The organism is Helicobacter sp. 16-1353, from assembly GCF_003288815.1.
Taxonomy (GTDB): Bacteria; Campylobacterota; Campylobacteria; order Campylobacterales; family Helicobacteraceae; genus NHYM01.
In genome coordinates this window covers 24,576-47,514 of sequence record NZ_NHYM01000004.1, presented here as the reverse complement: position 1 = coordinate 47,514, position 22,939 = coordinate 24,576, and the positions used below count along the sequence as shown (strand labels likewise).

Below are 22,939 nucleotides of genomic sequence, written 5' to 3'. Positions count from 1 at the left end.
ATTCTATTTTATGCTACTTTTATGCCATTTTAGATATTTTTTCGTGCTTTTTGCCTTATAAATCAAAATCTCTGGAATCTCGTATGAATGCGTGGAGAGAATCCTATTTTTTAGCTTTTTAAGATTCTTTTTGGTGGTTTTTATCGACATTTTATATTCTGTTTCATTGTAGATTTTATCTTGCCAAATATAGCTACTTTGGATTTTTTGGATTTGAATGCAAGAGCTAAGATAATCGCCAAGTAGCAAATCCCTAATCTTTTCTGCTTCGCTTAAATCTCCAAAGGTTGTGGTTATTATGTGGATTTTCATTTGCACTCCATTTTCTATTAATTTAACTTGGATAAATCGCCCCAAATTTGCCAAGAAATTATTTATCTTTTGTTTGAAAAATCATTGTATTAAAGGTTTTCGCAAGGATAGCATAATTTTTATCGCTCAAAAAATTATAAACTTCATTATTTCTTAAATCGTCTAAATCACGCAAATAGCTCTCCACTAGCACCACTTTTGGGCGATATTTTTCCCAATTATTTGATTTTAAAACTTCCAAATCAAGCCCCTCAACATCAATGCTTAAAAAATCTATTTTATTAGATTCCACTTTAGATTTTACAGCATTAGATTCCATGTTTTTAGATTCTGCGTTAGATTCGCCATTTTTCGACTCATTTTTCAGTTTGCTAGATTCCGCTATATTCAGCCTTTCTAAAATTGTATTTAGATTCTCATCCAAGATACTAGCCAGTGTTTGCATTTTGATTTTTTTAGTGGCGATTAGCTTGTAAGTTGGGTGATTTTCTAGCCTAGTGGCAATATCTTTGGAAAATGTATTTAAAGCAGGTTCGTTAAATATATAGTAGGTTAATTCTTGCTTACTGCCCCCCCCTATAGCGACTTCGATATTTATGTCTTGTGGTCTAAATTTTTTAAAAAGATTCATACTATTTGGCATACAATCGATATTTATCCCACGCCAACCGCGTTTATAAAATAGATAAGTATTGGAGAATCTAAATGGGTGATGAGCCCCCACATCGACATAGATTCCCTTTTGCTTGGTAAAAATCCGCCCCAAAATCATATCTTCGCCCTCTTGGGAATAAATCTTTGTGCTGTATCCATCGAAATATAGATTTTTTATATTTCGCATTTTGCCTACTACGCCCTCGCCCAAGATATTTTTAAGAATCTTTTTTATATTCAATTTACTTTCCTTGTAAAATATTAATTTATTTGCTCTCGCTTTGAACTAAAATAAAAGTAGAATCTTTATTTAATTTTGTGCTTTTACCTTGCACTATCATTTCGATTGGCTTATCTTCTTTCATATTATTATCTATTATCACAAAGTCGAATTTTTGATTTGTTATTATTATTAGATATTCCATTTTTTTATTTATTTGTGTTACCAAAAAATCTTTATATTCTCTCAAAATATCAATCTTTAATTTCATCTCAAATTCGATTCTATTAGAAACAATCAAAATTCTCTTTGTATTTTTTTCTGTATATTTATTGATATACATACTTAGTAATTTATCATTATCGCTTAGTTTATTTTTATCAAGTGTTTTTATATACTGCTGTATAAAAGCTAAAGTGCAAAATGAATAGCTACTTTGAAGTTTAAAAAAGTGATTTTTGATAGGCTCACTCCTCATTCCAAGCTGCCACATTTTATTATCTAGTGAAGTGATAGTAATATTTAGTGCATTTTTTATATGCTCAAAAATTTGTTCTTTTACCTTGTCAAATCGTATTAAAAAATCTTTTTCATAGGTTTTTATAAATAATGTTATGAGATTTGCAACTCGTTCTTGGATTTTCTTTAAAACCTCTATGTTTTTGGTGCATTCTTTGTGCTGGGAATCTAATTTTATTATTTTCTCTTTCAATATTTGCTCATTCTTTATTCCCGTGTTAGTTAGTTTAATATTGATTGCATAAATCTCACTTTTAATATTTCTCTTTCTTGTTTCCAATCGTAGAATATCATCTTTTAGATTCAAAAGCTTTCTATTTGCTGCATTCAAATATAATTGATGTGGTAAAAAATATTCCTCAAAAACCTTTTTGGAATCTTGCTGGGCTTTGTAGAATGCTGTCATAAAATATTGCAATTTGCTAAATACTTGCAAATAAACAGAAAATGTATCCCTTGTGATTCGCTTATCGGTGTATATTAGAGAATCCAAAGTTCGTTTTAAAAATCTACTAACAATACGATAATCAAGTTTTTCATACCCATCAATGGGAAATTTATATGCGATTTTGATGATTTGTGTTTCGTTCTCAAAATGATATTGTATAAATTTATCGATAGAAATGCTTGTTTGTATGTGGCTTATAATCATATAATCTGTTTTTTTATAGGTTTCCATAACCAATTCATCAAAGACATTAGATTCTAGCTTTTCTAATTCATCATCGCTATTTGTTTTCCAAAAATCCCGCTCTTTTACGATACTATCTTCGCCAAATTTTTGATATTTTGAGCTACGAACATCTATTACATTGTGATTTTCATCTTCTAATCTAAATTCCACTAAAAGGTCTATTTCTGGAATCTTTGTATTATCGTGCCAATTTTGTAGTTTAAAATCAAATAATTTTTTTGATGCATTGATTATTATCCCAATTCCTGTATCGTGAGAATACTGCACTATTTTTCCGTGCATTTTGAAGACTCTTTTGCTGATAATTTTTTAGGTTTGATTATTTGTAGTATTTCTTTTGTATCTTTCACAAATATAAAAAGTGGAGACTCATTTAATGTTACTAAGGCATCGCTATCCTTAGGTTGCTTTATAAAATCCTCTAATGCAACTTTTTTCATCATTTTCATCTACTTTACAAATATTATATAATCGCATATTTTAACATATTTAGATTGTTAATTTTAAATAGCTACTTATTTTAAAGCGAATATTATGAATATATGTATAAAATCAAGGTTTTAAGCTATGTTATAATTATAAATTAATTTTTAACAAACAATACGAGCAAAATAATATGGATAATGAAATTCGACTTATTAAAAAAGAACAAGAGCAAGTTAACACACCAAAAGAATCGCCAACTTTTAGACGCAAAGATTCTGTTATAACAGCAAATAGCCCTATTATAAAGCGATTAAAAGAAGCGGAGGAAAGAAATAGAAATAGGAAAGAATTGAGTGATGATGAGTTAATAGAAATCGAATTTAAAGAAGAAGCAGATAGGATTCGAGCACAAAAATTACAAGATTCCAAACGCCCTAGTGATATTGTTATAAAAACAACAAAGATAAAAAATGATGATTTTAATCTCGATTATATCAAAGATGATAATGACATACTCTCTTATAGAAATTTTTATGAATCTAGTGCTAAAAAAGAGCAAGATTCAGCTCCAATAATAGAGCTACATAAAACAGAACCGACTAGAGAACCAATTGCTAGAGAGCCACTAAATCGCAATACAGAATCTACCTTACAATCAACAGAAACAAGATTATCAAATCATACAGCAAAGCAGAATCTAAATGATGTAGATATTAAGCAGAATCCACCTCAAACCTTAGCTGAACGATTGAGATTGGCTAAGATGAATGCAAATAAATTAACACAAACTATGAATTCGCAAGAACAAATCATAATTAAAGAAAATATAAATAATAATAAATCTATAAATACGGATAAAAAAGAGCTTCAAGATAGTAATCAACTAGATAATAATCAATATATTCAATCTACCCAAGATTCTTACAATAAACAAAATGATTTTATAGTGGATTCTGTAGAAATTATAAAAGAATCTTTACAAGATGGCGAATTTGTCCTGCCACCTACAGATTTATTAGATAAACCAAGATTGCAAAGAATTGATATTGATGATGGTGAAGCTGATTTAAAAGCAAATAATCTAATTAATAAATTAAGGGTTTTTAAAATAAATGGTGATATAGCAGATATTTATAGCGGTCCTGTGGTAACGACTTTTGAGTTTCGCCCTGCCTATGATGTAAAAGTATCTAGGATACAAGGGCTTCAAGATGATTTATCGATGGCACTTAAAGCAAAGAGTATTAGGATTCAAGCTCCAATTCCGGGGAAAGATGTAGTTGGAATCGAGATTCCAAATAATACAATCCAAACTATTTATATACGAGAGATTTTTGAGAGTGATGAATTTGTCCATTCAAATGCTAGTTTAGCAATTGTGCTTGGAAAGGATATTATCGGCAGACCTGTAGTCCAAGATTTAGCAAAATTACCCCATCTTTTAATAGCTGGAACAACAGGCAGTGGAAAAAGTGTTGGTTTAAATGGAATGATTTTGTCTCTACTTTATAAGAAAACACCAAAAGATTTACGCTTTATTATGATTGACCCAAAAAGGGTTGAGTTAAGTTTATATAAGGATATTCCGCATTTGCTTACTCCTATTATTACAGATTCTAAAAAAGCCGTAATCGCCCTAAGTAAAGCAGTTGATGAAATGAATAGACGATATGAAGTTATGAATGAAGCAGGTGTGAAAAATATTATAGGTTACAATGAAATCGCCAAACAACAAGATTTAGAACAACTTCCATATATCGTAATAATTATTGATGAATTTGCAGATTTGATGATTATGGGCGGAAAAGATGCCGAGCAGTATTTAATATCTCTTGCAAGTAAGGCAAGAGCGAGTGGAATCCACCTAATAATCGCCACCCAAAGACCAACTGTGAATGTCGTAACGGGATTAATCAAAAGCAATCTTCCATCAAAAATAAGCTATCGTGTTGGCTCGCAGATGGATTCTAAGGTTATCTTAGATAAAACAGGTGCTGAATCATTACTTGGAAATGGCGATATGCTATTTTCAAATACAAATTCTATTACAAGATTCCACGCACCTTATAGCAATGAAAAAGAAATAGAAAGGGTTGCGGATTTTATTCGCAATCAGCAAAAAGTAGAATATGATGAGTTTTTTTCTTTGGAACCAAAAGAAGCAACCCAACAAACCTTAATGAATACTATGCCAACCACAGAAGAGGAGTATATAAATAAAGCGAAAGAGATAATAACATCAACTCAAAAAACCTCTATAAGCTATCTACAAAGAGCATTGGGGATAGGCTTTAATAAGGCTGCAAATATTATAGAATCTTTAGAGAAAGAAGGCTTTTTATCGCCACCAAATTCAAAGGGAATAAGAGAAATTATTTCTTAAATAGTATTTTAGGATTCTGTAATATTTTATATTTTTTGATTTATGTATGATAAAATCACAACACTATTTTTTAGGAGAAATGAATGTTAGATGAAGCAAAATATATCTGGCAAGATGGGAAATTAGTAGATTGGAAAGATGCTAAAACACATGTTTTAACGCATTCTTTGCATTATGGAAATGCCACATTTGAGGGCACTAGAGCGTATAAGACTGATAAAGGTTTGGCGATTTTTAGGTTAGAAGACCACACAAGGCGGCTTTTGAATTCCGCTAAGATTCTAGCCATTGAGTGTCCTTATAGCTTTGAGGAGATAAATAAGGCACATATCGACCTTTTAAAGGCAAATATGGAGTGTTATACTGAAAATGTCTATATTCGTCCGCTTATATTTTTAGGCTATGGCGTTATGGGGCTCTATCACGCAAACGCACCAGTTAATATGATAATTGCGGCGTGGAATTGGGGAGCATATCTTGGCGAAGATGGAATTAAGAATGGAATCCGTGTCAAAACTAGCTCATTTGTGCGAAACTCTGTAAAATCAATGATGGGAAAAGCAAAGGCAAGTGCGAATTATCTAAATTCACAAATGGCAAAATACGAGGCTACGCAATGTGGCTTTGATGAAGCATTGCTTTTAGATGATAATGGCTTTATAGCAGAGGGTAGCGGTGAGTGCTTTTTTATCGTTAAAGATGGAGAGCTTGTTACCCCGCCACACGCAAATTCATTAGAATCTATCACACAAGATACAGTGCTAAAAATCGCAAATGATTTAGGTATAAAAGTAATTGAGCGAAAAATCACACGAGATGAGGTTTATACCGCTGATGAGGCATTTTTCACTGGAACCGCTGCGGAGGTTACGCCTGTTAGAGAGCTTGATTTTAGGATTATTGGTGCTGGGAAAAGAGGCGAGATGACAAGGAAATTACAAGATGCTTTTTTTGAAGTAGTTTCAGGAAAGAATCCAAAATATAATAAATTTTTAACTTATGTAAATTGAAGGAGCATTAATGCCAATTGACTTAAACGAACATTTAAAAAGAAAAAATCGCAATAACGATAAAAATAATGATGATAGAGGAGATGGTGATAAAAAACCGCCAAATAATCCACTAAAAAACTTTAATACACCAAATTTCAATATGCCAAATAACAAAACTATTACAGGGATAATTATCGCTGTTATAATTGTTTTTATTTTTATTCTAGCAAAGCCATTTGTTATTATAAACTCTGGAGAAGTTGGCATTAAAGCTACAGCAGGGAAATATGATAATATCCCCTTACAGCCGGGCTTTCACTTCTTTATTCCAATTATTCAAAATGTAATTGTGGTCGATACTCGTGTGCGAACGATAAACTTCTCTCGCACTGAAGATATGGGCGTAGTGGGGGCTAATCAAGGCATTTTTCGAAATGATGCGATAAGTGTGATGGATTCGCGTGGGTTAACAGTATCAATTGAGCTAACCGTGCAATACCAGCTAAACGCCCTTTCCGCTCCGCAGACAATCGCCACTTATGGACTTTCTTGGGAGCAGAAAATCATAAATCCAATTGTTAGAGATGTCGTTAGAAGCGTAGTTGGGCAATATCCAGCTGAGGAGTTGCCTGTTAAACGAAATGATATTGCAAATCTAATTAGCACAAATATTGAAACTGAAATTGCTAAATTTCCAAATCACCCCGTTTCACTTAGCTCCGTGCAGTTAAGGGAGATAGTTTTACCACAAAATATCAAAGACCAAATTGAAAAAGTCCAAGTCGCAAGACAAGAAGCCGAGCGAAAACGATATGAGGTAGAACAAGCAAAAATGGAAGCCGAAAAAGCCGTAACTTTAGCAAAAGGTGAAGCTGATGTAAATCGAACAAAAGCACAAGGTAGTGCCGACGCAGTAGCTATCCAAGCAAAAGCACAAAGTCAGGCAAATAAGCTTATTGGAGGTAGCTTGACTAATCAATTACTAGATTTAAGACAGATTGAAACGCAACAGAAATTTAACGAGGCATTAAGGGATAATAAAGACGCACAAATTTTCCTAACGCCCGGCGGTGCAGTGCCAAATATCTGGGTAGATTCTAAGAATAAACAGCGAAGTTCAGTAGCTGGGCAAAGTGGAAATTAGACTAAGATTTGAAAATATGAATTTCGGTAAGAATCTTAAAAATAGGAAAATAGATGGCAAAAAATGTAGATTTTAAGGCGGAATCTAAGAATCTAGATTCTAGTAATATTGCCAATTTAAGCGTGGAATCTAGCAATTTCATAAGTTTAGATTCCATAGATTCTAGTGAGTTTCCAATGGTTGTTGTAAAGGAAACTCTGCTTTGTTCGTTTTCTCAGGGTGAAGCTACTGAATCTTTTATAGGAAATTTTGCTAACGCTAGTTTTACAAAGCAGGGGCGAATAGCTCCTTATTGCAAGGATGAGATTTGCTAGGAGTGAATATAATAGATTGGGATAAAAGCCCTTTAATCCCCGTAATCGTGCAGGATATTAAGGATTCTAAGATTCTAATGCTTGCGTTTGCAAATAAGGAATCTTTTGATTTGAGCCTAAAAACTAGCTTGGGGCATTACTTTTCTCGCTCGAAAAATCGCATTTGGAAAAAGGGCGAGGAAAGCGGGCATTTCCAGCACATTAAAGAAATCTATATTGATTGCGATAATGATGCGATTTTATTTCGTGTGGAGCAGGTTGGAGTGCCGTGCCACACGGGAAATCCAACTTGTTTTTATAAGAAAATTGATTTAAAAAATGTCGAGCAAAATCAAGATTTAGCAAATCTAAAAATAGAATCTTTAGAGAGCGATAAAATCGACATTCCCTACAATACGCTTGATAAACTTTATCACATCTTGCAAAGCCGAAAAAATGAAAGTAGCGAGAGCTCCTATACGGCGAGTTTGTATAAAAAGGGCGAAAATACCATTGGCAAAAAAATCGCCGAAGAAGCAGCGGAATTTGCATTTGCATTGAAAGATGATAAAGAGGGTGAGATTATCGCTGAGTGTGCGGATTTACTCTACCACACGCTAGTTGGGCTTAGCTATAGAGATATTTCGCCAGATAGGGTTATGCAGGAATTACAAAGGCGATTTGGTATGAGTGGCTTGGAGGAAAAACGAAATCGCAAGAAATAATTTCTATATACTAAAATCTTTTCATCAAAATCTTATAGATTCTAGATTTAAGTAATTTTAGCTAAGTTTGGCAATTTGATAAAATTAGGACACATAGTGAAACCGCACGAAAAAATAGCAATGGATTTTAGAGATTTGCTCTCCAAAAGGGGTGAGAGTGCTTATAAAAATCTTAAAAAATTCTTTGAAAGGCAAAAAGAGGATTTTTATGAAGCTAAGATTTTGGAGCTACAAGCAAGGGGCATTAATAGGCAAGATTCCATTATCAAGGCTAGGCAGGGCTGGGTTAGCGTGGCAAAATTTTTAATTATGTGGTGGGAGCTTGGAGCTGGTCGTTGAAATCCTAATTGAGGATTTCTGCAAAAAGCATAATCTAAAAACCACCAATGATAAAATCCTAAAGTCTAAGAACCTAAGCGATGAGCTAGATTCTCTTAAAAGGTCGCTGCTGGTGGATTTTGGCGAGTATAGTATCTTGCCAGATGGCGATATTATAATCTATAAGTTTGAATCTAAAAAGCCCAAGATTCTTGCTATCCTATCTATCAAAAATTCCTTTAGGGAGCGTTATAGCGAGACGCCGTATTGGAAGCTTAAGTTGCTCTCTCAAAAGCCCACGAGGCACATAAAAGTCTTTATGATAACGCCCGATAATGACGATGAAATAAGCTTTGCAAATTCGAGTAAGAAAATATCAAAATCACGCATTGTAATGGAATATGAGCTAGATGGAATATCTTTAGCTTTTCTCGCCAAAGGCGAAGCTTTAGGGGTTTCGAAAGGGCAACGCCCTTCGTCGCAAGGACGGACTTTGTTCGTCCGCGAAGTTTATTGAATGGAGAAATTCGATAGTTCAAATAAAATAAAAGGCATAGAAAATCTTTTAATAGATTTGGAGGAAATGTTATGAAAAATGTGAATACAGCGAATGTGGAGAATCTAAAAAGTGCGAAAACTTCGCCAAATGCTAAGAATCTAGCGAATCCAAAAATTGCCAAAAATGCTAAAAATCCAGCGAAAAATCCAGCGAAAAATCCAGCGAAAAATCTAGCAAATCCACCAAGCATTGAAAACCCACAGAATCCATCAAACAATCCAAAGAATCCTACGAATCCACAAACCGCCGAAAATCCTACAAATACGCCGAATCTAGATTCTATCTCTGCCAAAACCCCATATTTCACATTTGATAATATTGCCCTATACAAGGGCGATGTGCTGGATAAAAGCAATTTTAAAAGAGGCTTTTTTGATTTAGGCATTACTTCGCCACCCTATAATCTAGGCATTGAATATGGCTCAAACAACGATGAAATCAGCTATGAGGAGTATCTCAAATTTAGCCAAAAGTGGCTTCAAAACTGCTATTTTTGGGCTAAGGATAGGGCAAGATTCTGCCTAAATATCCCGCTTGATAAGAACAAGGGCGGTCAGCAAAGCATTGGGGCGGACTTGACAAATATCGCTAAGTGCGTGGGTTGGCGGTATCACAGCACCATTATTTGGAATGAGGGAAATATCTCAAGGCGGACGGCGTGGGGGAGCTGGCTGTCTGCCTCTGCACCATATGTCATCGCTCCTGTAGAGATTATCGTCGTGCTTTATAAGAATGAATGGCGGAGGGGTAGGGGGCAGAATGACATCACCAAAGAGGAATTTATGGCGTGGACAAATGGCTTGTGGAGCTTCAATGGCGAATCTAAAAAGCATATAGGGCACCCAGCCCCATTCCCAAGGGAGTTGCCTAGGCGGTGTGTGAAGCTATTTTCGTTTGTGGGCGATGTGGTTTTTGACCCATTTAGCGGAAGTGGGACTTCGATTTTAGAGGCAAGTCTAAATGCTCGTAAAGCCGTAGGGCTGGAGATAGATAGCGGATACTGCGAACTCTCCAAGAAAAGAATCCAAGATTGGGGGAATGTGCTAAAAATAACTTAGAATGCAACTCAAAAATAGGAGACTGGAAGCAAATCGACCACTCATATCTAAGTAAATTCCGCAATGGTGCGGTTACCTTGCTCCAAAAAGCCTAAAATGGCGACTTTATCAGTGGAATCCAGCTTAAAAATACCATTCGCAGCGACATCGCACAATGGTTTGAGATGAATATGTAGAGATTCTGGCTTTTGGGATTCTGTGCTTGGATTCCAGCTTTGGGGTTTTCGTAGCGGATTCTGTGGCAGATTCTGCGTTAGATTCCGCCTTTGGATTCTAAAGCAGATTTTTAAGCCAAATCTAGCGATTTTTAAGCGATTTAGGCGGATTTTAAACATTCCGCCTTGTTTTAAAATAATATCATTATTTCGTATAGGCGATGAATTTTTGCGTTATGCGAAATAATTTTTCTTAGAAGTTTCCTATAAGAGTTTTATCTCTCATTGTCGCAAGGTTGGGGATTTATTTGCTTAAGTTAAAATAAAATAAATATTATGTTAAATACTCAAACACCAAGCCAAATAAAATGAATAAGGTAATTTTCTATAAAATTTATCCTTAAAATATCAATCTACTTGAGACTCCCCGAAGTTTTAGGAATTCGCCTTGAGAAAGCGAAGTTTATGTGGTTTTAATCTCATAAAATTTCAAAAATTAATCAAATTTTATTGTTGATTTCTGCTATAATTTCAACTTCTACAAGCAGATTCAAGGTTTGAATATTACTTTTAGGACTTCTATATCGAAAACTTTTTATGCGAATTTTATGCAAGAAGCGATTTTCGCGACTTCTTTTCGACTTCTAGATTCTTTATAAAGTAATTTGTAAAAATTATTTTTAAGGATTTTTATGGAAAATACAGAGATTACACCAGATTACACACTTGATGTCAAAGGCGAGACTTGCCCTTACCCAGCGATAAAAACGCTTGAGGCAATGGAGAGTTTGCAAAAAGGTGAGGTTTTGGAAGTGCTTGGGGACTGCCCACAGAGCATAAATAACATTCAATTTGATTGCAAAAATCACGGCTACGAGGTCTTAAGCGTCGAGCAGTTTGGTCCAAATTTGCGATTTTTGATACGCAAATAGGGGGCGGAATCTAATGAGAAAAGTTATAAATAGGGCGGATTCCGCCAAAAATATCGCTTTGGAATCTGCGGATTCCACAAATTCTGTAAATGCTATAGATTCTGCGTGCTGTGGAACAAATTCCGCAGATTCTGCAAATTCTATAGATTCTAGCGATTATGGCTGTTGCGGGAATCTAGATTCCGCGGATTCTCTAAACGCTATAAATTCCGCGTGCTGTGGGGTAGATTCCGCGAATCTAAATTCCGCAAGTGCCACTTCCGCCACTCTCGTAGATTTAAACATACACGAGAGCCGAAGCGTGAAAAACCCCAGTTTTTGGGAGTATTTCAAACAAAAGTATCTAATCACTTTCTACAAGCCACTTCCAGCAGTCATCGCACTTGGGATTTTGGCGACTTATTATTTTGGATTTTTTGGGAGCGTGTGGGCGGTAACTGGCGAGATGACACGCTGGGGCGGAGAAATCTTGGAGCTTTTTGGGGCAGATTTAAGCAAGTATGAATATTATAATTTGACAAATCTAAACGGCTCTCCGCTCACGCGAAACGACGGCATTATGCTAATTGGAATGTTTTTGGGCTGCTTTATCGCCGCACTCTGGGCGAATAATGTCAAGCTCCGCTTCCCAGCCTCCAAGATTCGCGTGGCTCAAGCCCTAATCGGGGGAATCCTAAGTGGATTTGGAGCTAGACTTGCGATGGGCTGCAATTTGGCGAATTTCTTTACTGGATTGCCTTATTTCTCCTTGCATACTTGGGTTTTCGTGGTTTTTATGATAATTGGGATTTATCTTGGAATTAAGGTGATAAACTTGCCTTTTATGCACTCAAAAGCGAAGCTACAAAAAGCCACCAAAAGCCACAATCTCCACCAAGAGCAAGATAGAGCGAAGTTTCTATTCTATCTTGGGAGCGTGATTTTTGTGGCGTGTATCGTGTGGATAGCCTATCTCACAATCACTGGCACACCACAACAAAACAAGGCTATTCCGCTACTTGGCTTAGCACTTGGCTTTGGACTTGCATTTGGATTTTTAATATCAAGGGCACAAATCTGCTTTACCTCAGCATTTAGAGATTTGTTTTTAACTGGGCGAAGCGAGATGGCAAAAGCCGTATTTATCGGCATTATGATTTCCTCCCTCGGCGCATTTAGCTATATAATGCTAGGGAATGGCATAAAGATGGTTTGGATTGGACCAAATGTCGTCCTCGGCGGATTTTTATTTGGCTTTGGGATAGTTTTAGCTGGTGGGTGCGAGTGTGGCTGGATATATCGAGCGGTTGAGGGACAGGTGCATTATTGGATTGCTGGGGTTGGAAATATCATCGGCACGATAATTTTAGCTCTAACTTGGGATATTTATGCACCAAGTATCGCTTACCCATATCCAAAGCTAAATTTGCTTGGCGTATTTGGGAATTATGGCGGTTTGGTGGTGAATTATGTGCTACTTCTTGCGATGCTTGGGCTAATAATAATGTATTCAAGGTATTTTTTCAAAGCAAAAAAACAAGCGATTTATTTAAAATGTGCGTAAGATTGGGCTAAATTGAGCTAAGTGGGATTTTAAAACAAGTTAGATTCTAGAAAAGATTCTGGAATCTGCTAGATTTTAAAGATTAAGTTCTTATGCGAAACACAAAAAGCGTCGTTGGGGTTGAAATGGAAACTTCACTTTGCTTATTTGATAGGAATTTAGCTTGCAAAAATCTATTTCATTCGTTTTATAAGAAGTTAATGCTTGGGGTGATTGTAAGGTATGGGGAGCGAACTTTGCCGTTATAAGGAATCTTTTTTATAAGAAGTTACGTTTCGTCACAAAGTGCTAAATCATCATTTAAGCCACATTATTCCTTCCTACATCTATTTTCGCCCAAAATGATAAAAACTTAGATTCTATGGAGATTCTAGATTTATTTTGGATAATTTTTGTATTTGGAAATCTATGGAATCTAGCAAAGTTTTATTGTGAAAATTGTAGAATTTTTGCTAAAAATATTAAAAATTTTGGTAAAAATTAACAATTTATAAACGATAGATTTTATAAAAAACTTGCCATAATGCAATAAAAATCGCATTGAAAAATAATTTATAAAAATTTTTTATAAAAATAATAAATTAACAAACTATTAACATTTTTCTTTTATACTTCTCTTGTCGAAAGACAAAACAAAATATTTTATAATATTTTGAGTTATAACAATTTTTTTTGTATTACATATGGGAAGCCAAGTAGTATATGGTGTCACTTTGCAGTAATGTAGATTTAAGCCCTATCTATAATTATACTTAAGATTATATTAAGAACAACCCCTCCAAAATTAAATTTATAATCTTTTGTTATGTAAAAATCATATAACTTTAAAAAGCCCTTTTTAGTAAATATTCAACTTTTAGGATAGTAATTAGCCTATCTTTTTGTTTTCCTATTCCATATACTAAATTGGCTTCTTCATGTAATGTTTCAGGTGTAGGGTCAATATCACTTTCTTTTATCCTAACAGCCTCTGTAAGCTTATCAATAATAAAACCAGCAACTTCATCATTATGTTTAATAACTATATATCTAGCGTCTTTATTTTGTTTCAATGCAGGAAGACCAAATTTCATTCGTAAATTTATAATTGGAAAAATATTTCCCCTTAGATTAAACACACCTAAGACATAATCAGGCGTTCCGGGCACTCTAGTGTATTCTATCGGTTTTACTATTTCTTGCACACTTAAAATTGGCACTGCAAACTCTTCGCTCCCTACTAGGAAGCCAACTACTTGTAATACATCTTCATGTTCGCTTTCTATATTTTGTTTCACTTGAGTTTGAAATAATTCTTTTAGTTTATCAGCCATTTTTCACCTCTTTATTGATTGTTGTTTTGAATATTAAAATTGATATTTCTTTTTACAACATTTACTAGATATTCTGCAGAATATGGCTTTGTGATATATTCTGTCATACCAGATTCCACACCACGCATTCTATCGGTTTTTGCTGTTCTACTTGTAACTGCGATTAATGGCAGATGTTTGAATTTATTATATTTTCTTATTTCTGTGGCAAGCGAATATCCGTCCATTCTAGGCATTTCAATATCTACCAAAACTGCATCGATATGTCTATCGCCATTTTTTATTATTTCTAATGCATCTATGCCATTTGTTGCTTCTAGTATAGTAACACCTAGTGGTTTTAGATATTGTTTCATTATAGCTCTATCAGTATGACTATCATCAACAGCTAGAATGACATAATCACTAGCTTTTGTTTTTTCTTTGCTTTCGTCATCCTCTTGTAGATTACTAACAGTGCCTTTTATATATTTTGCCATTTGCATCATACTTGCGACATCGACAATTAGCGTGATTTTCCCATCTCCCCTAACAGTTGCCCCAGCAATGCCCTCCGTGCCTTTGAGATAATAACCAAGTGATTTAATAACAACTTCTTCTTGACCTACAAGATAATCAACAATAATCCCAATCTTACTTGCAGCAAGTCCTATAATAACCACATAAAGTTCATTTGAGTTTTTAAGCACAGCATCAACTTTGAAAATATCAGATAATCTAACCAAAGTTAGAATCTCATCTCTAAGCCTAAGGACACTTTTTCCTTCGACCATATAAACTTCGTTTTGATTTATCCTAACAGTTTCTACCACAGACCCAAGCGGAATGGCATAATATTCTTCTTGGACACCTACAATTAATGCCTGAATAATAGCTAAGGTTAAAGGAATTCTTAGTTTTAGAGCAGTTCCCTTGCCAAGCTCGGATTCTACATCTATCATACCATTTAATTTTTCAATATTTGTTTTTACAACATCCATTCCTACGCCTCTTCCGCTCACATTTGTAACGACCTTTGCAGTGGAGAATCCAGCTCTAAAAATTAACGCAAACGCTTCTTTGTCTGTCATTGTGTCGGCTTCTCGTTCATTTATGATACCTTTCTCTAATGCTTTTTGCTTTAAAGTATCAACATTAAGCCCTCTTCCATCATCTGCAATCTCAACTACAATATGATTTCCCTCATTATAAGCTTTTAGCTCTATTTTTCCTGTTTCGCTTTTACCTGCAGCAAGTCGCTCTTCTGCACTCTCTATCCCGTGGTCGCAAGAATTTCGAATGATGTGAATTAATGGGTCGCCTATCTCCTCTACTATTGATTTATCTAACTCGGTTTCCTCGCCACTTATAACTAACTCGATATTTTTCCCCATCTCACGGGCTAAATCCCTAACCATTCGCGGAAATTTATTGAAAACCTTGCTTACAGGCAACATTCTAGTTTTCATAACGGCTAATTGCAAATCAGTAGTAACGATAGAGATAGTAGAAACAACTTGATTTAACTCCTCTAAAAACTGCTCTCCATCGTATCGCTCTTCGACTTCATCATAAATATTAATCAAGCGATTTTTTCCTAGCACAAGCTCACCAATTAGATTCATCAAATGGTCTAATCGCTTCACATCAACACGAACTGTTTGCTCTAAACTTGTCGTAACTGTATTTTCATCTTTCTTTGGAGTTGTTTGTTTTTTCGCAGTAGATTTTATTTCCGGTTTTTTAGATTCTATATTTTTGGTTTCTTCGTTTGATTTAGGTGGGGTTGATTGTTTTTCTTGTGCTTTTTTTGCAGCTCTTCTTGCTCTATCTTCTTCTTGTCTTTGTTTTAATAATCTTTCAATTTCTTTGTCAATCTCGTCTGCAGTAAGATTCGAATAATCTGTGGTTTCTTCGCCATCTTGTGATGTTTTAGATTCTGCTACATTAGCATTATTTGCATTTTTGGGTTGGGTTTCAATCTCTTCTTTTTTTTGTAAAGGCTCATTATTTGTAGTAGATTCTACTTTAGTATCATTTTCTTGATTTACTTGCTCATTTTGAATATTTTGCAATCTTTTAACGACATCATTAATATCAATATCATTTTTATCACTTCCAGTATCTCTTATGGAGATAAGTAGATTTTTCATTAAATCTATAGATTCTAAAACAACATCCATAATATTTGGAGTAATGATTAACTCGCCTCTTCTAGCTTTATTTAATACATCTTCCATATTATGCGTTAAAGTCGTTAGAATATCAAAATTCAAAAACGAGCTAGAACCCTTAATCGTATGTGCCACACGAAAGATTCGATTTAGTAAATCCAAATCTTTTGGATTATTTTCAAGCTCAATTAGGTCTTGGTCTAATTGCTCAATCATCTCAAAGGCTTCGATGAGAAAATCTTCTAGTATTTCTTGCATTTCGTCCATAAAGGCAACTCCAAAATTTAATTTTAAATTCTATCTTTTTTTTATTAAATATAAAATTATATTACACTAAAACAATTATTTTTGATGTTAAATGCCGTTTCGTCATAATAAAATGACGATAAAGCAATGTAAGTAAAATCTTTATTTTTAGCAATTTTCCCTATGTGAAAATGCCCTTCTATAATCATATCAATACTAAGATTCTGCGATTTTAAATAATTTCTATAAGATTGAATCCTGCTTTTGATTATAGAATCCGCATTGTAAGGTAATTTAATTTTTTTATTTTCAACTTTTTTTCTTATAAAAGCATAGATTTTCCCGCAAGATACAATATCTAGGATTCTTAAAAAACTTATTGTTTTTTTGGAAGTCAAGATTCTTATATATATTTCATATTTTGCATCTAGGAATAAGTCTCCATGTGCAAGTAAGATATTATTGTTTTTATAGTTTGCTAAAATCGGCTGAGAGATTCTAGGAATCTTTTTTATATTCGGCAAAATGGGCTCTAAATCAAAATCATGATTCCCTTCAAAATATATTAATTGTGATTTTTGTGATAATGTATGAAGCGAGTCAATCAAATTTTTATTTGTAGCTACACTGCTTTTAATACCACCTATAAGCATATTTGAAATATCTCCAACTAAGAATATTTGACTTGGAATATTAGATAGATTATTTAGTTTTAAAACTAGCGAATCCCTATTTTCTTGCGTGTGAGAATCTGCGATAAAAATCGCATCATCATTGATTGTGATAATATCATTTGCTATATTTTTTTGATTTTTATGGGGTTTTTTTTTGGGATTCTGCATATTTAGATTTTCGCTAGAATCCGCTTTTTTAGAATCTTTCAAATTATTAGATTCTATAGAATTGCCAAATTCAGGGAATTTTATAGAATCTAAAGAAGTTTTTTCCATTTTATGGCACATACGCCACTCTTGGCAGTGCGGAACTCTCATCTATCCCGCACATTAGATTTGCATTTGCCACCGCTTGGGAGCTAGCACCACGAAGCAAATTGTCAATGCTCGTATTCACATACAAATCGCTCCCATTTTTCTTGGCAAAAATGTCGCAGAAGTGCGTCCCGGCGACGGATTTCACATCGACCGGATTTTCCCTTATGCGGATAAAGGGCTCGTTTTTGTAGGTCTCTTTTAGGATTTCAAGTGGGTCAAGTTTTTGGGCGATTTTCTTATCCAAGCGGATAAAAATCGACGCCAACATTCCGCGTGTAAATGGGCTTAAATGCGGGATAAAGCTGATATTTAGCTCGTTTAAAATGCTTTTTAGATTCCCTTTTAGATTTGTCGTATTTTTTAAATCCGCTGGATTCCGTAAATTTTTCAAATCTGCCAGATTCCCCACATTTTTTTCCACAAGATTCCGCGAATTTTTTAAGTTTGCCAGATTCCGCCCAAAAAATTCGCATTTTTCAGTAATTTCGATTTGATGGCGGTGCGTTAACGGCGAATAACTAAAAATATTTTCGTTAATGGTAGGGTAGTGTGTATTTTCGCTTAGCTTTTTCCCAGCCCCGCTTACACCACTTTTTGCGTCAATAAAAATGCTCCCATCGCCCAAATATGGGAGAAATGGCAAGATTCCAAGCAGACTTGCTGTAGGGTAGCAGCCCGGATTTGCGATTAAATTCGCGGTTTTGATATTTTCTCTATTCCACTCAACCAGCCCATACACGGCGTTTTTAAGGTTTTTGGAATCTAAATGCTTGGAATAAGTTTTATTGAAATTCGCCTCGCTCAGGCGATAATCCGCCGATAAATCCACGACTTTCACGCCAGATTCCAAAATCTTTGGGACGATTTTCATGGATTCCTCGTGTGGCAAAGCTAGGAAAACCAGCTCCAAATCCTTAATTTTTTTCAAATCGATTTTTTGCACTTCCATATTAGAAATATCGGTGTTTGCGGGGGTTTTTTGAGTTGCGGAATCTTTTGTGCGATTTTTCACACCATTTTTAGATTCGCTTTCACGCTCACTAGTCCAGCTTTGGGCATTCACTAGCGAGGGGTGAATCTCGCCCAGCCTCGCTCCTCCGCTAGTATTTGCAAGATATGCAATCCTAAAATGCCGATGATTTAGGAGAATCTTAATTAGCTCTAAGCCCGTATATCCGCTCACACCGACAATCCCAATGTTTTTCTGCATAATTCGCTCCATTGCTTCAAATCCTGTTTTAAGATTATTCTAAGCCATTTTTAAAACTAAATCATAATTCTAGCGAAAAATAAAATCTTAATTCCTATTTTCTATTAATACTATGCCGATAATAAGGCTAGTAAATTTGATATAACTTTGCTTTTACCCTGATAATTACGCAAGTAAAGCTACCCTTAAGTCGCTAGTTTATATAATTTTAGTAATTTGCAAGGGGGTTGAGTTTGAGAGTTTTAGGACTTGATGTGGGCGTTACTAGCGTTGGCTGGGCGGTTGTGAGTGTGGATAATGATGATAAAAGTAAGAATAAAATTGAAAAATGTGGCGTTCGGCTCTTTGAGGGCGTAGCTCAAGATAGGCATGAGAACTTAAAGTGTGCAATTTGGGCGAGTGCGAAATCAAGTAGGAATCGATTTAAGGCGAGGCGAAAGCGATTAAATGAAATTAAAAAGGTATTTGAGGCGATTGGCTTTATAGATTTTAGCTTTGATTTTGAGGCTTTCCATAAGAATCTTTACCAAAGGGGCGAAAATATCTACACACTTCGTGCCAAATCGCTCAAAGAAAAAATAGAAAAAATAGAGATTTTTGCGTGTATTTATCATCTTGCCAAACATCGTGGTTATCGCTCCGGACCCGTGATAAATGTAGGCAAAAAGGAGGGCAGTAAGGTAAAAATTTTAGAGACAAGGGAAAAATTGCAAGGGAAAACTTTCGCTCAATTTTTAGTCGAAAACAATGCCAATGCCACCCAGCCTACATATCGCAATAGGGGCGAGGAAGCGAGATTTATGGCAGATAAGGATATGATTGAGTGCGAGGTGCGGGCGATTTTAGAGAAGCAAGGGGAATGTTATTATGACACGCTAGATTCCGCATTTATACAAAAAATCATCGATATAATCAATCAAAAATCTGCCTCTATAAATAAAGATTTTATAGAAAATATGCTTGGGAATTGCCAATTTGAAAAGGAGGAAAAACGCACGAGTAGCGACACGCTAACTGCCATAATATCTAGAATCTTGCAAAAAATTAATAATATAAAAATAATTGAAAATGGGGAAATAAAAAATTTAATAAATGCGGAATCTGGGGAATCTAAATCTGCAGAAACCGCCCAATTAGTCCAAAAACTACTATTGGCATTTTTCAAAGATTACGAACTCTCCTATGCTAAAATCCGCGAAATCGCCAAGCTAGACGAAAATGCGATATTTAAGGATTTGAATTATAAGGAATTTGTAATTAAGGAAATCTACAAGATTTTTAAAGACTATTTGCCAAAAACTTCCCAAAAAGCTAAAAATGGGGATTCTGCAAATTCCATAGATTCTGCAAATGTGTCCCAAAATTCTAAGAATCCAAATGTATTTAAGCACTTCCCAACATTCGCCCAAGATTTATATGGCTTACTTCAATCTAGCCAATTCGTCGAATCCAAAGTGCCAGAATCTAGCACATTTAAAATGATAATAGAATCTAATTTGGCTCAAAATAAAGCAATTAGCGATATTTCAAACCTAGAATCCCGCATTAGCTCCCTTAAGAAGCTATCTAATTATAAAAGTGGGCTTGAAAAAGAGGCGAATCTCTTTGCGGATAAAAACCTGAAAATGATTGCAGAGGCGTTAGAGGCGTTAAACTTGAAGTTTGATAGCGTGGAATCTATCTTTGAGAAGCGGGATTTTATCGATAGCATAATCTTTGATTTTTTCTTTTATAAGGATTATTTGGAGTTAGAGGAGCATTTAAGCCTTAAAGTTCCGGATAAAAATGCTAGGGATAAAGTCGCAAATGAGCTGTTTCAAAAGGTTAAAGGCACTTCGAACCTAAGCCTAAAGGCATTAAAGAAAATCGAGCCATTTTTATTGCAAGGCTATAAATACACTGAGGCGTGTGAAAAAGCTGGATACAGCAAGGAGGAAAGCACGCAGCGATTTACATATCTCCCATTAATGAGAGATGCGATGAAAATGGGGCTTATTGGCGTAAATAACCCACGCGTAAGGAAAATCAACAATCAAGTTATAAAGCTAATAAACGAGCTAATACGACGCAAAATCTACTTTGATAGAATCCACATCGAACTAGCCCGCGATATTCCACAAACCAAAAACGAAGCTATAGAAAAAGCCAAATCAAATAAAGAAGTTGAAAAGCTAAAAAAACAAGCAATAGAGCCACTAAGCGATATTTTAGGAGCTAATCCAAATCCAAAAGATATCTTAAAAGCTCGTTTGTGGCTAGAGCAGAATGAGCGATGTCCTTACTGCGGAGAAAAGCTGGTGCGAACGGATTGGGGGCATTTTGACATAGACCACATCAAGCCACTTCCTAGAAGCTATGATAATACCTACTCAAATAAGGTTTTGGCACACAAATCTTGCAATCAAAGTAAGGGAATGCGTCTCCCGCTAGAGTGGCTAAGTGGCGAGGCGGCGGAAAAATATAGGGTGAGAGTTGAGGGACTTGCCAATATTGGCAAGAGGAAATTAAAGAATCTTTTAATGTTAGAGATAAAAGATGAGGATATTGAAAATCCTAGAATCTTAACTGAGAGTCGATATGCAGTGAGATTCCTAAAAAATTACATAGAAAAGCACTTGGATTTTGAGCGATTTTCACCAGAATCTAATCTGCCAAAAAGCAAGGAGGGAGCTAGATTCCAGCGGGTGCAGACTAGAAATGGGGGTGTAACTAATATCTTGCGGAATTATTGGCATATTGGAGCGCAAGATTCTAATAACATAGATGAAAGTATGGCAAGGTATAAGAAAGATAGGCTTATCCACACGCACCACGCAGAAGATGCCATAATACTCGCTTTTGCCACGCAAGGTATAGTGCAGAAAATCCACACAATAGCCACAGAAATTAGCCTCTCACACGATACTAAAGAAGCCATGGACTACACCACCGGTGAAATTACCATAACAGAATCCGCCCAAAACGCCAAGCACAAAGCAATACAAAAGCGACTGCATTCCTCCGCACCACTGGAAAATATGCCACAAAAGGTGGAAAATGCCATTAGAAATATTTTCCCCTCTAGAATGGCTACGAGACGAAAGCAATATGGGCAGATTCACGATGATACGATTTACTCCGTGCGAGATAAAAGTAATAACTACAAAAAGCTCTCAAAAGCCGAAGTAGAGGAAAAAATCCAAGCTAAAGATATAGAAAACCTAGTAATAATTAAGACGCAGAAATTAAGTGATAAATATGCAAAAGACGGCAAAGCTAAGCTAGAAAAAAACCTAGAAAATATGATAGATAAAGACACTAGGAATAAAAAGCTATATGAGGCTATAAAAGCCTTTATAAATAGCGATGAGAGCGAGTGCAAATACGCTGGGGTTGCCGTAAGGGGCTTTAAATATTACGAGAAATTTACTCCAACTGCACTTTTTATCCGTGGTGGCGTGGCAACTAGAAGCTTACAGCAAAAGTATTTGGTGTATAAAAAGAATGGATTCTACTATATTGGCTTGGTGTATTTTGGCGACAATATAGGCGATGATAAAAATGCTAGGGTGCAAATCACCGACAAAGACAAGGACTACGAATACCGAGAATACAGCGATAATGGCTATAGCTACGAGATGACCCTACATAAAAACGACCTAATTTATTACGAGCAAGAAAATAAATCTCTCAAAGATGGCGTGGAAAGGCATGTTTATTATATCGATTTGTTTAATACGGCGAGAAAAAGTGCACAAATGTTTTTTAAAGACCCAGTTGTATCACAAACATTGAAAACAAACAAAAAAGGAGAAACGGCAGATGAGAAGTATAGTCCAAGTGTGAAATTTGGCAAACTTAGTCACAATAATATCACCAAGCTAGAAAAGCTGGAAATCGACTTGCTTGGGAATGTGTATAGGATAGTGAATGGCGAAAAAACTAATTTCACAAAAGAGGCTCTAGCCATTATGCACGCCCAAAAAGCAGAAGCAAAAAGCAAGGAATCCAAAAAGTCTAAAAAGTCTTTAGAATCTTAGATGTTTCTTTAAAGCCCATTTAAGCCGATTTAATTACATAAACTTTAGATTCCACGCTTAGAGGCGATAAATCGATAAG

General features: G+C 35.2%; 18 protein-coding genes and 2 pseudogenes. 12 read left to right on the top strand and 8 right to left on the bottom strand.

What is annotated here, in order from left to right:
* Positions 1-3 precede the first annotated feature (3 nt).
* The 4 genes from cutA to CCY99_RS09310 are packed head-to-tail and all read right to left on the bottom strand — an operon-like array spanning position 4 to position 2,842.
* Positions 4-312: a divalent cation tolerance protein CutA gene (cutA, locus tag CCY99_RS03355; protein ID WP_146744928.1), complete on the bottom strand. Its 309-nt coding sequence runs from the start codon at positions 310-312 to the stop codon at positions 4-6.
* 58 nt (positions 313-370) lie between these two features.
* On the bottom strand, positions 371-1,207 hold the full coding sequence (locus CCY99_RS03350) for an FkbM family methyltransferase (protein WP_112060000.1): 837 nt from the start codon (positions 1,205-1,207) through the stop codon (positions 371-373).
* Positions 1,208-1,232: 25 nt separating this feature from the next.
* Positions 1,233-2,681, bottom strand: coding sequence for a hypothetical protein (locus CCY99_RS03345; RefSeq protein ID WP_112059999.1), 1,449 nt, complete (start codon positions 2,679-2,681; stop codon positions 1,233-1,235).
* A complete protein-coding gene (locus tag CCY99_RS09310; RefSeq protein ID WP_181646815.1) occupies positions 2,666-2,842 on the bottom strand; it encodes a hypothetical protein in 177 nt (58 codons plus the stop codon). The genes CCY99_RS03345 and CCY99_RS09310 overlap by 16 nt, the downstream gene beginning before the upstream one ends.
* Before the next feature lie 173 nt (positions 2,843-3,015).
* On the opposite strand from CCY99_RS09310, the gene CCY99_RS03340 reads away from it, so the two are divergent.
* From CCY99_RS03340 to yedE, 11 genes and pseudogenes are all read left to right on the top strand, one after another.
* Complete coding sequence (locus CCY99_RS03340; RefSeq protein ID WP_112059998.1) at positions 3,016-5,208, top strand: DNA translocase FtsK; 2,193 nt, start codon at positions 3,016-3,018, stop codon at positions 5,206-5,208.
* Between the two features lie 83 nt (positions 5,209-5,291).
* Positions 5,292-6,218 (top strand): branched-chain amino acid transaminase, encoded by a 927-nt coding sequence (locus tag CCY99_RS03335; RefSeq protein ID WP_112059997.1) that lies wholly within the window; start codon positions 5,292-5,294, stop codon positions 6,216-6,218.
* A 10-nt stretch (positions 6,219-6,228) separates the two neighbouring features.
* On the top strand, positions 6,229-7,344 hold the full coding sequence (locus tag CCY99_RS03330) for an SPFH domain-containing protein (protein ID WP_112059996.1): 1,116 nt from the start codon (positions 6,229-6,231) through the stop codon (positions 7,342-7,344).
* 53 nt (positions 7,345-7,397) lie between these two features.
* Positions 7,398-7,658 carry a hypothetical protein gene (locus CCY99_RS03325; RefSeq protein WP_112059995.1) on the top strand — a complete coding sequence of 87 codons (261 nt, stop codon included), beginning with the start codon at positions 7,398-7,400 and terminating at the stop codon, positions 7,656-7,658.
* 2 nt (positions 7,659-7,660) lie between these two features.
* The gene (gene hisIE / locus CCY99_RS03320; RefSeq protein WP_258443246.1) at positions 7,661-8,362 is read left to right on the top strand and encodes a bifunctional phosphoribosyl-AMP cyclohydrolase/phosphoribosyl-ATP diphosphatase HisIE; all 702 of its coding nucleotides are present in this window, start codon (positions 7,661-7,663) and stop codon (positions 8,360-8,362) included.
* Positions 8,363-8,608: 246 nt separating this feature from the next.
* A pseudogene (locus tag CCY99_RS03310) lies at positions 8,609-9,197 on the top strand (BsaWI family type II restriction enzyme); the annotation flags it as partial.
* Between the two features lie 323 nt (positions 9,198-9,520).
* Positions 9,521-10,297 (top strand): site-specific DNA-methyltransferase, encoded by a 777-nt coding sequence (locus CCY99_RS03305; RefSeq protein WP_258443347.1) that lies wholly within the window; start codon positions 9,521-9,523, stop codon positions 10,295-10,297.
* Positions 10,298-10,311: 14 nt separating this feature from the next.
* Positions 10,312-10,473: pseudogene (locus tag CCY99_RS09850) on the top strand (phosphate starvation-inducible protein PhoH); the annotation flags it as partial.
* A gap of 22 nt (positions 10,474-10,495) precedes the next feature.
* Positions 10,496-10,699, top strand: a complete 204-nt coding sequence (locus CCY99_RS09845) for a hypothetical protein (protein ID WP_146744926.1) — start codon at positions 10,496-10,498, stop codon at positions 10,697-10,699.
* Positions 10,700-11,144: 445 nt separating this feature from the next.
* Positions 11,145-11,384 (top strand): sulfurtransferase-like selenium metabolism protein YedF, encoded by a 240-nt coding sequence (gene yedF / locus CCY99_RS03295; protein ID WP_112059991.1) that lies wholly within the window; start codon positions 11,145-11,147, stop codon positions 11,382-11,384.
* A 13-nt stretch (positions 11,385-11,397) separates the two neighbouring features.
* Positions 11,398-12,927, top strand: coding sequence for a selenium metabolism membrane protein YedE/FdhT (yedE, locus tag CCY99_RS03290; protein ID WP_112059990.1), 1,530 nt, complete (start codon positions 11,398-11,400; stop codon positions 12,925-12,927).
* A gap of 824 nt (positions 12,928-13,751) precedes the next feature.
* Here the strand turns inward: yedE and CCY99_RS03285 are convergent.
* From CCY99_RS03285 to CCY99_RS09840, 4 genes are read right to left on the bottom strand one after another with little or no spacing between them, the layout of a single operon-like run.
* A complete protein-coding gene (locus CCY99_RS03285; RefSeq protein ID WP_112059989.1) occupies positions 13,752-14,240 on the bottom strand; it encodes a chemotaxis protein CheW in 489 nt (162 codons plus the stop codon).
* Positions 14,241-14,251: 11 nt separating this feature from the next.
* A complete protein-coding gene (locus CCY99_RS03280; protein ID WP_112059988.1) occupies positions 14,252-16,660 on the bottom strand; it encodes a chemotaxis protein CheW in 2,409 nt (802 codons plus the stop codon).
* A gap of 56 nt (positions 16,661-16,716) precedes the next feature.
* Entirely contained in the window at positions 16,717-17,601 is an 885-nt protein-coding gene (locus CCY99_RS03275; protein WP_112059987.1) for a metallophosphoesterase, read from the bottom strand.
* On the bottom strand, positions 17,591-18,841 hold the full coding sequence (locus tag CCY99_RS09840; protein ID WP_112059986.1) for an NAGSA dehydrogenase family protein: 1,251 nt from the start codon (positions 18,839-18,841) through the stop codon (positions 17,591-17,593). The genes CCY99_RS03275 and CCY99_RS09840 overlap by 11 nt, the downstream gene beginning before the upstream one ends.
* Before the next feature lie 233 nt (positions 18,842-19,074).
* Between CCY99_RS09840 and cas9 the strand changes: the two genes are divergently transcribed.
* Complete coding sequence (cas9, locus tag CCY99_RS03265; RefSeq protein WP_181646813.1) at positions 19,075-22,860, top strand: type II CRISPR RNA-guided endonuclease Cas9; 3,786 nt, start codon at positions 19,075-19,077, stop codon at positions 22,858-22,860.
* Positions 22,861-22,939 lie beyond the last annotated feature (79 nt).

Excerpts from the sequence above, each read along its gene's own strand:
- CCY99_RS03285 (WP_112059989.1), bottom strand. The coding sequence starts at position 14,240 with ATGGCTGATAAACTAAAAGAATTATTTCAAACTCAAGTGAAACAAAAT.
- CCY99_RS03330 (WP_112059996.1), top strand. The coding sequence starts at position 6,229 with ATGCCAATTGACTTAAACGAACATTTAAAAAGAAAAAATCGCAATAAC.
- CCY99_RS03280 (WP_112059988.1), bottom strand. The coding sequence starts at position 16,660 with ATGGACGAAATGCAAGAAATACTAGAAGATTTTCTCATCGAAGCCTTT.
- CCY99_RS09310 (WP_181646815.1), bottom strand. The coding sequence starts at position 2,842 with ATGATGAAAAAAGTTGCATTAGAGGATTTTATAAAGCAACCTAAGGAT.
- yedF (WP_112059991.1), top strand. The coding sequence starts at position 11,145 with ATGGAAAATACAGAGATTACACCAGATTACACACTTGATGTCAAAGGC.
- CCY99_RS03325 (WP_112059995.1), top strand. The coding sequence starts at position 7,398 with ATGGCAAAAAATGTAGATTTTAAGGCGGAATCTAAGAATCTAGATTCT.
- cutA (WP_146744928.1), bottom strand. The coding sequence starts at position 312 with ATGAAAATCCACATAATAACCACAACCTTTGGAGATTTAAGCGAAGCA.
- CCY99_RS09840 (WP_112059986.1), bottom strand. The coding sequence starts at position 18,841 with ATGCAGAAAAACATTGGGATTGTCGGTGTGAGCGGATATACGGGCTTA.
- yedE (WP_112059990.1), top strand. The coding sequence starts at position 11,398 with ATGAGAAAAGTTATAAATAGGGCGGATTCCGCCAAAAATATCGCTTTG.
- CCY99_RS03340 (WP_112059998.1), top strand. The coding sequence starts at position 3,016 with ATGGATAATGAAATTCGACTTATTAAAAAAGAACAAGAGCAAGTTAAC.
- CCY99_RS03335 (WP_112059997.1), top strand. The coding sequence starts at position 5,292 with ATGTTAGATGAAGCAAAATATATCTGGCAAGATGGGAAATTAGTAGAT.
- CCY99_RS03275 (WP_112059987.1), bottom strand. The coding sequence starts at position 17,601 with ATGTGCCATAAAATGGAAAAAACTTCTTTAGATTCTATAAAATTCCCT.
- CCY99_RS03345 (WP_112059999.1), bottom strand. The coding sequence starts at position 2,681 with ATGCACGGAAAAATAGTGCAGTATTCTCACGATACAGGAATTGGGATA.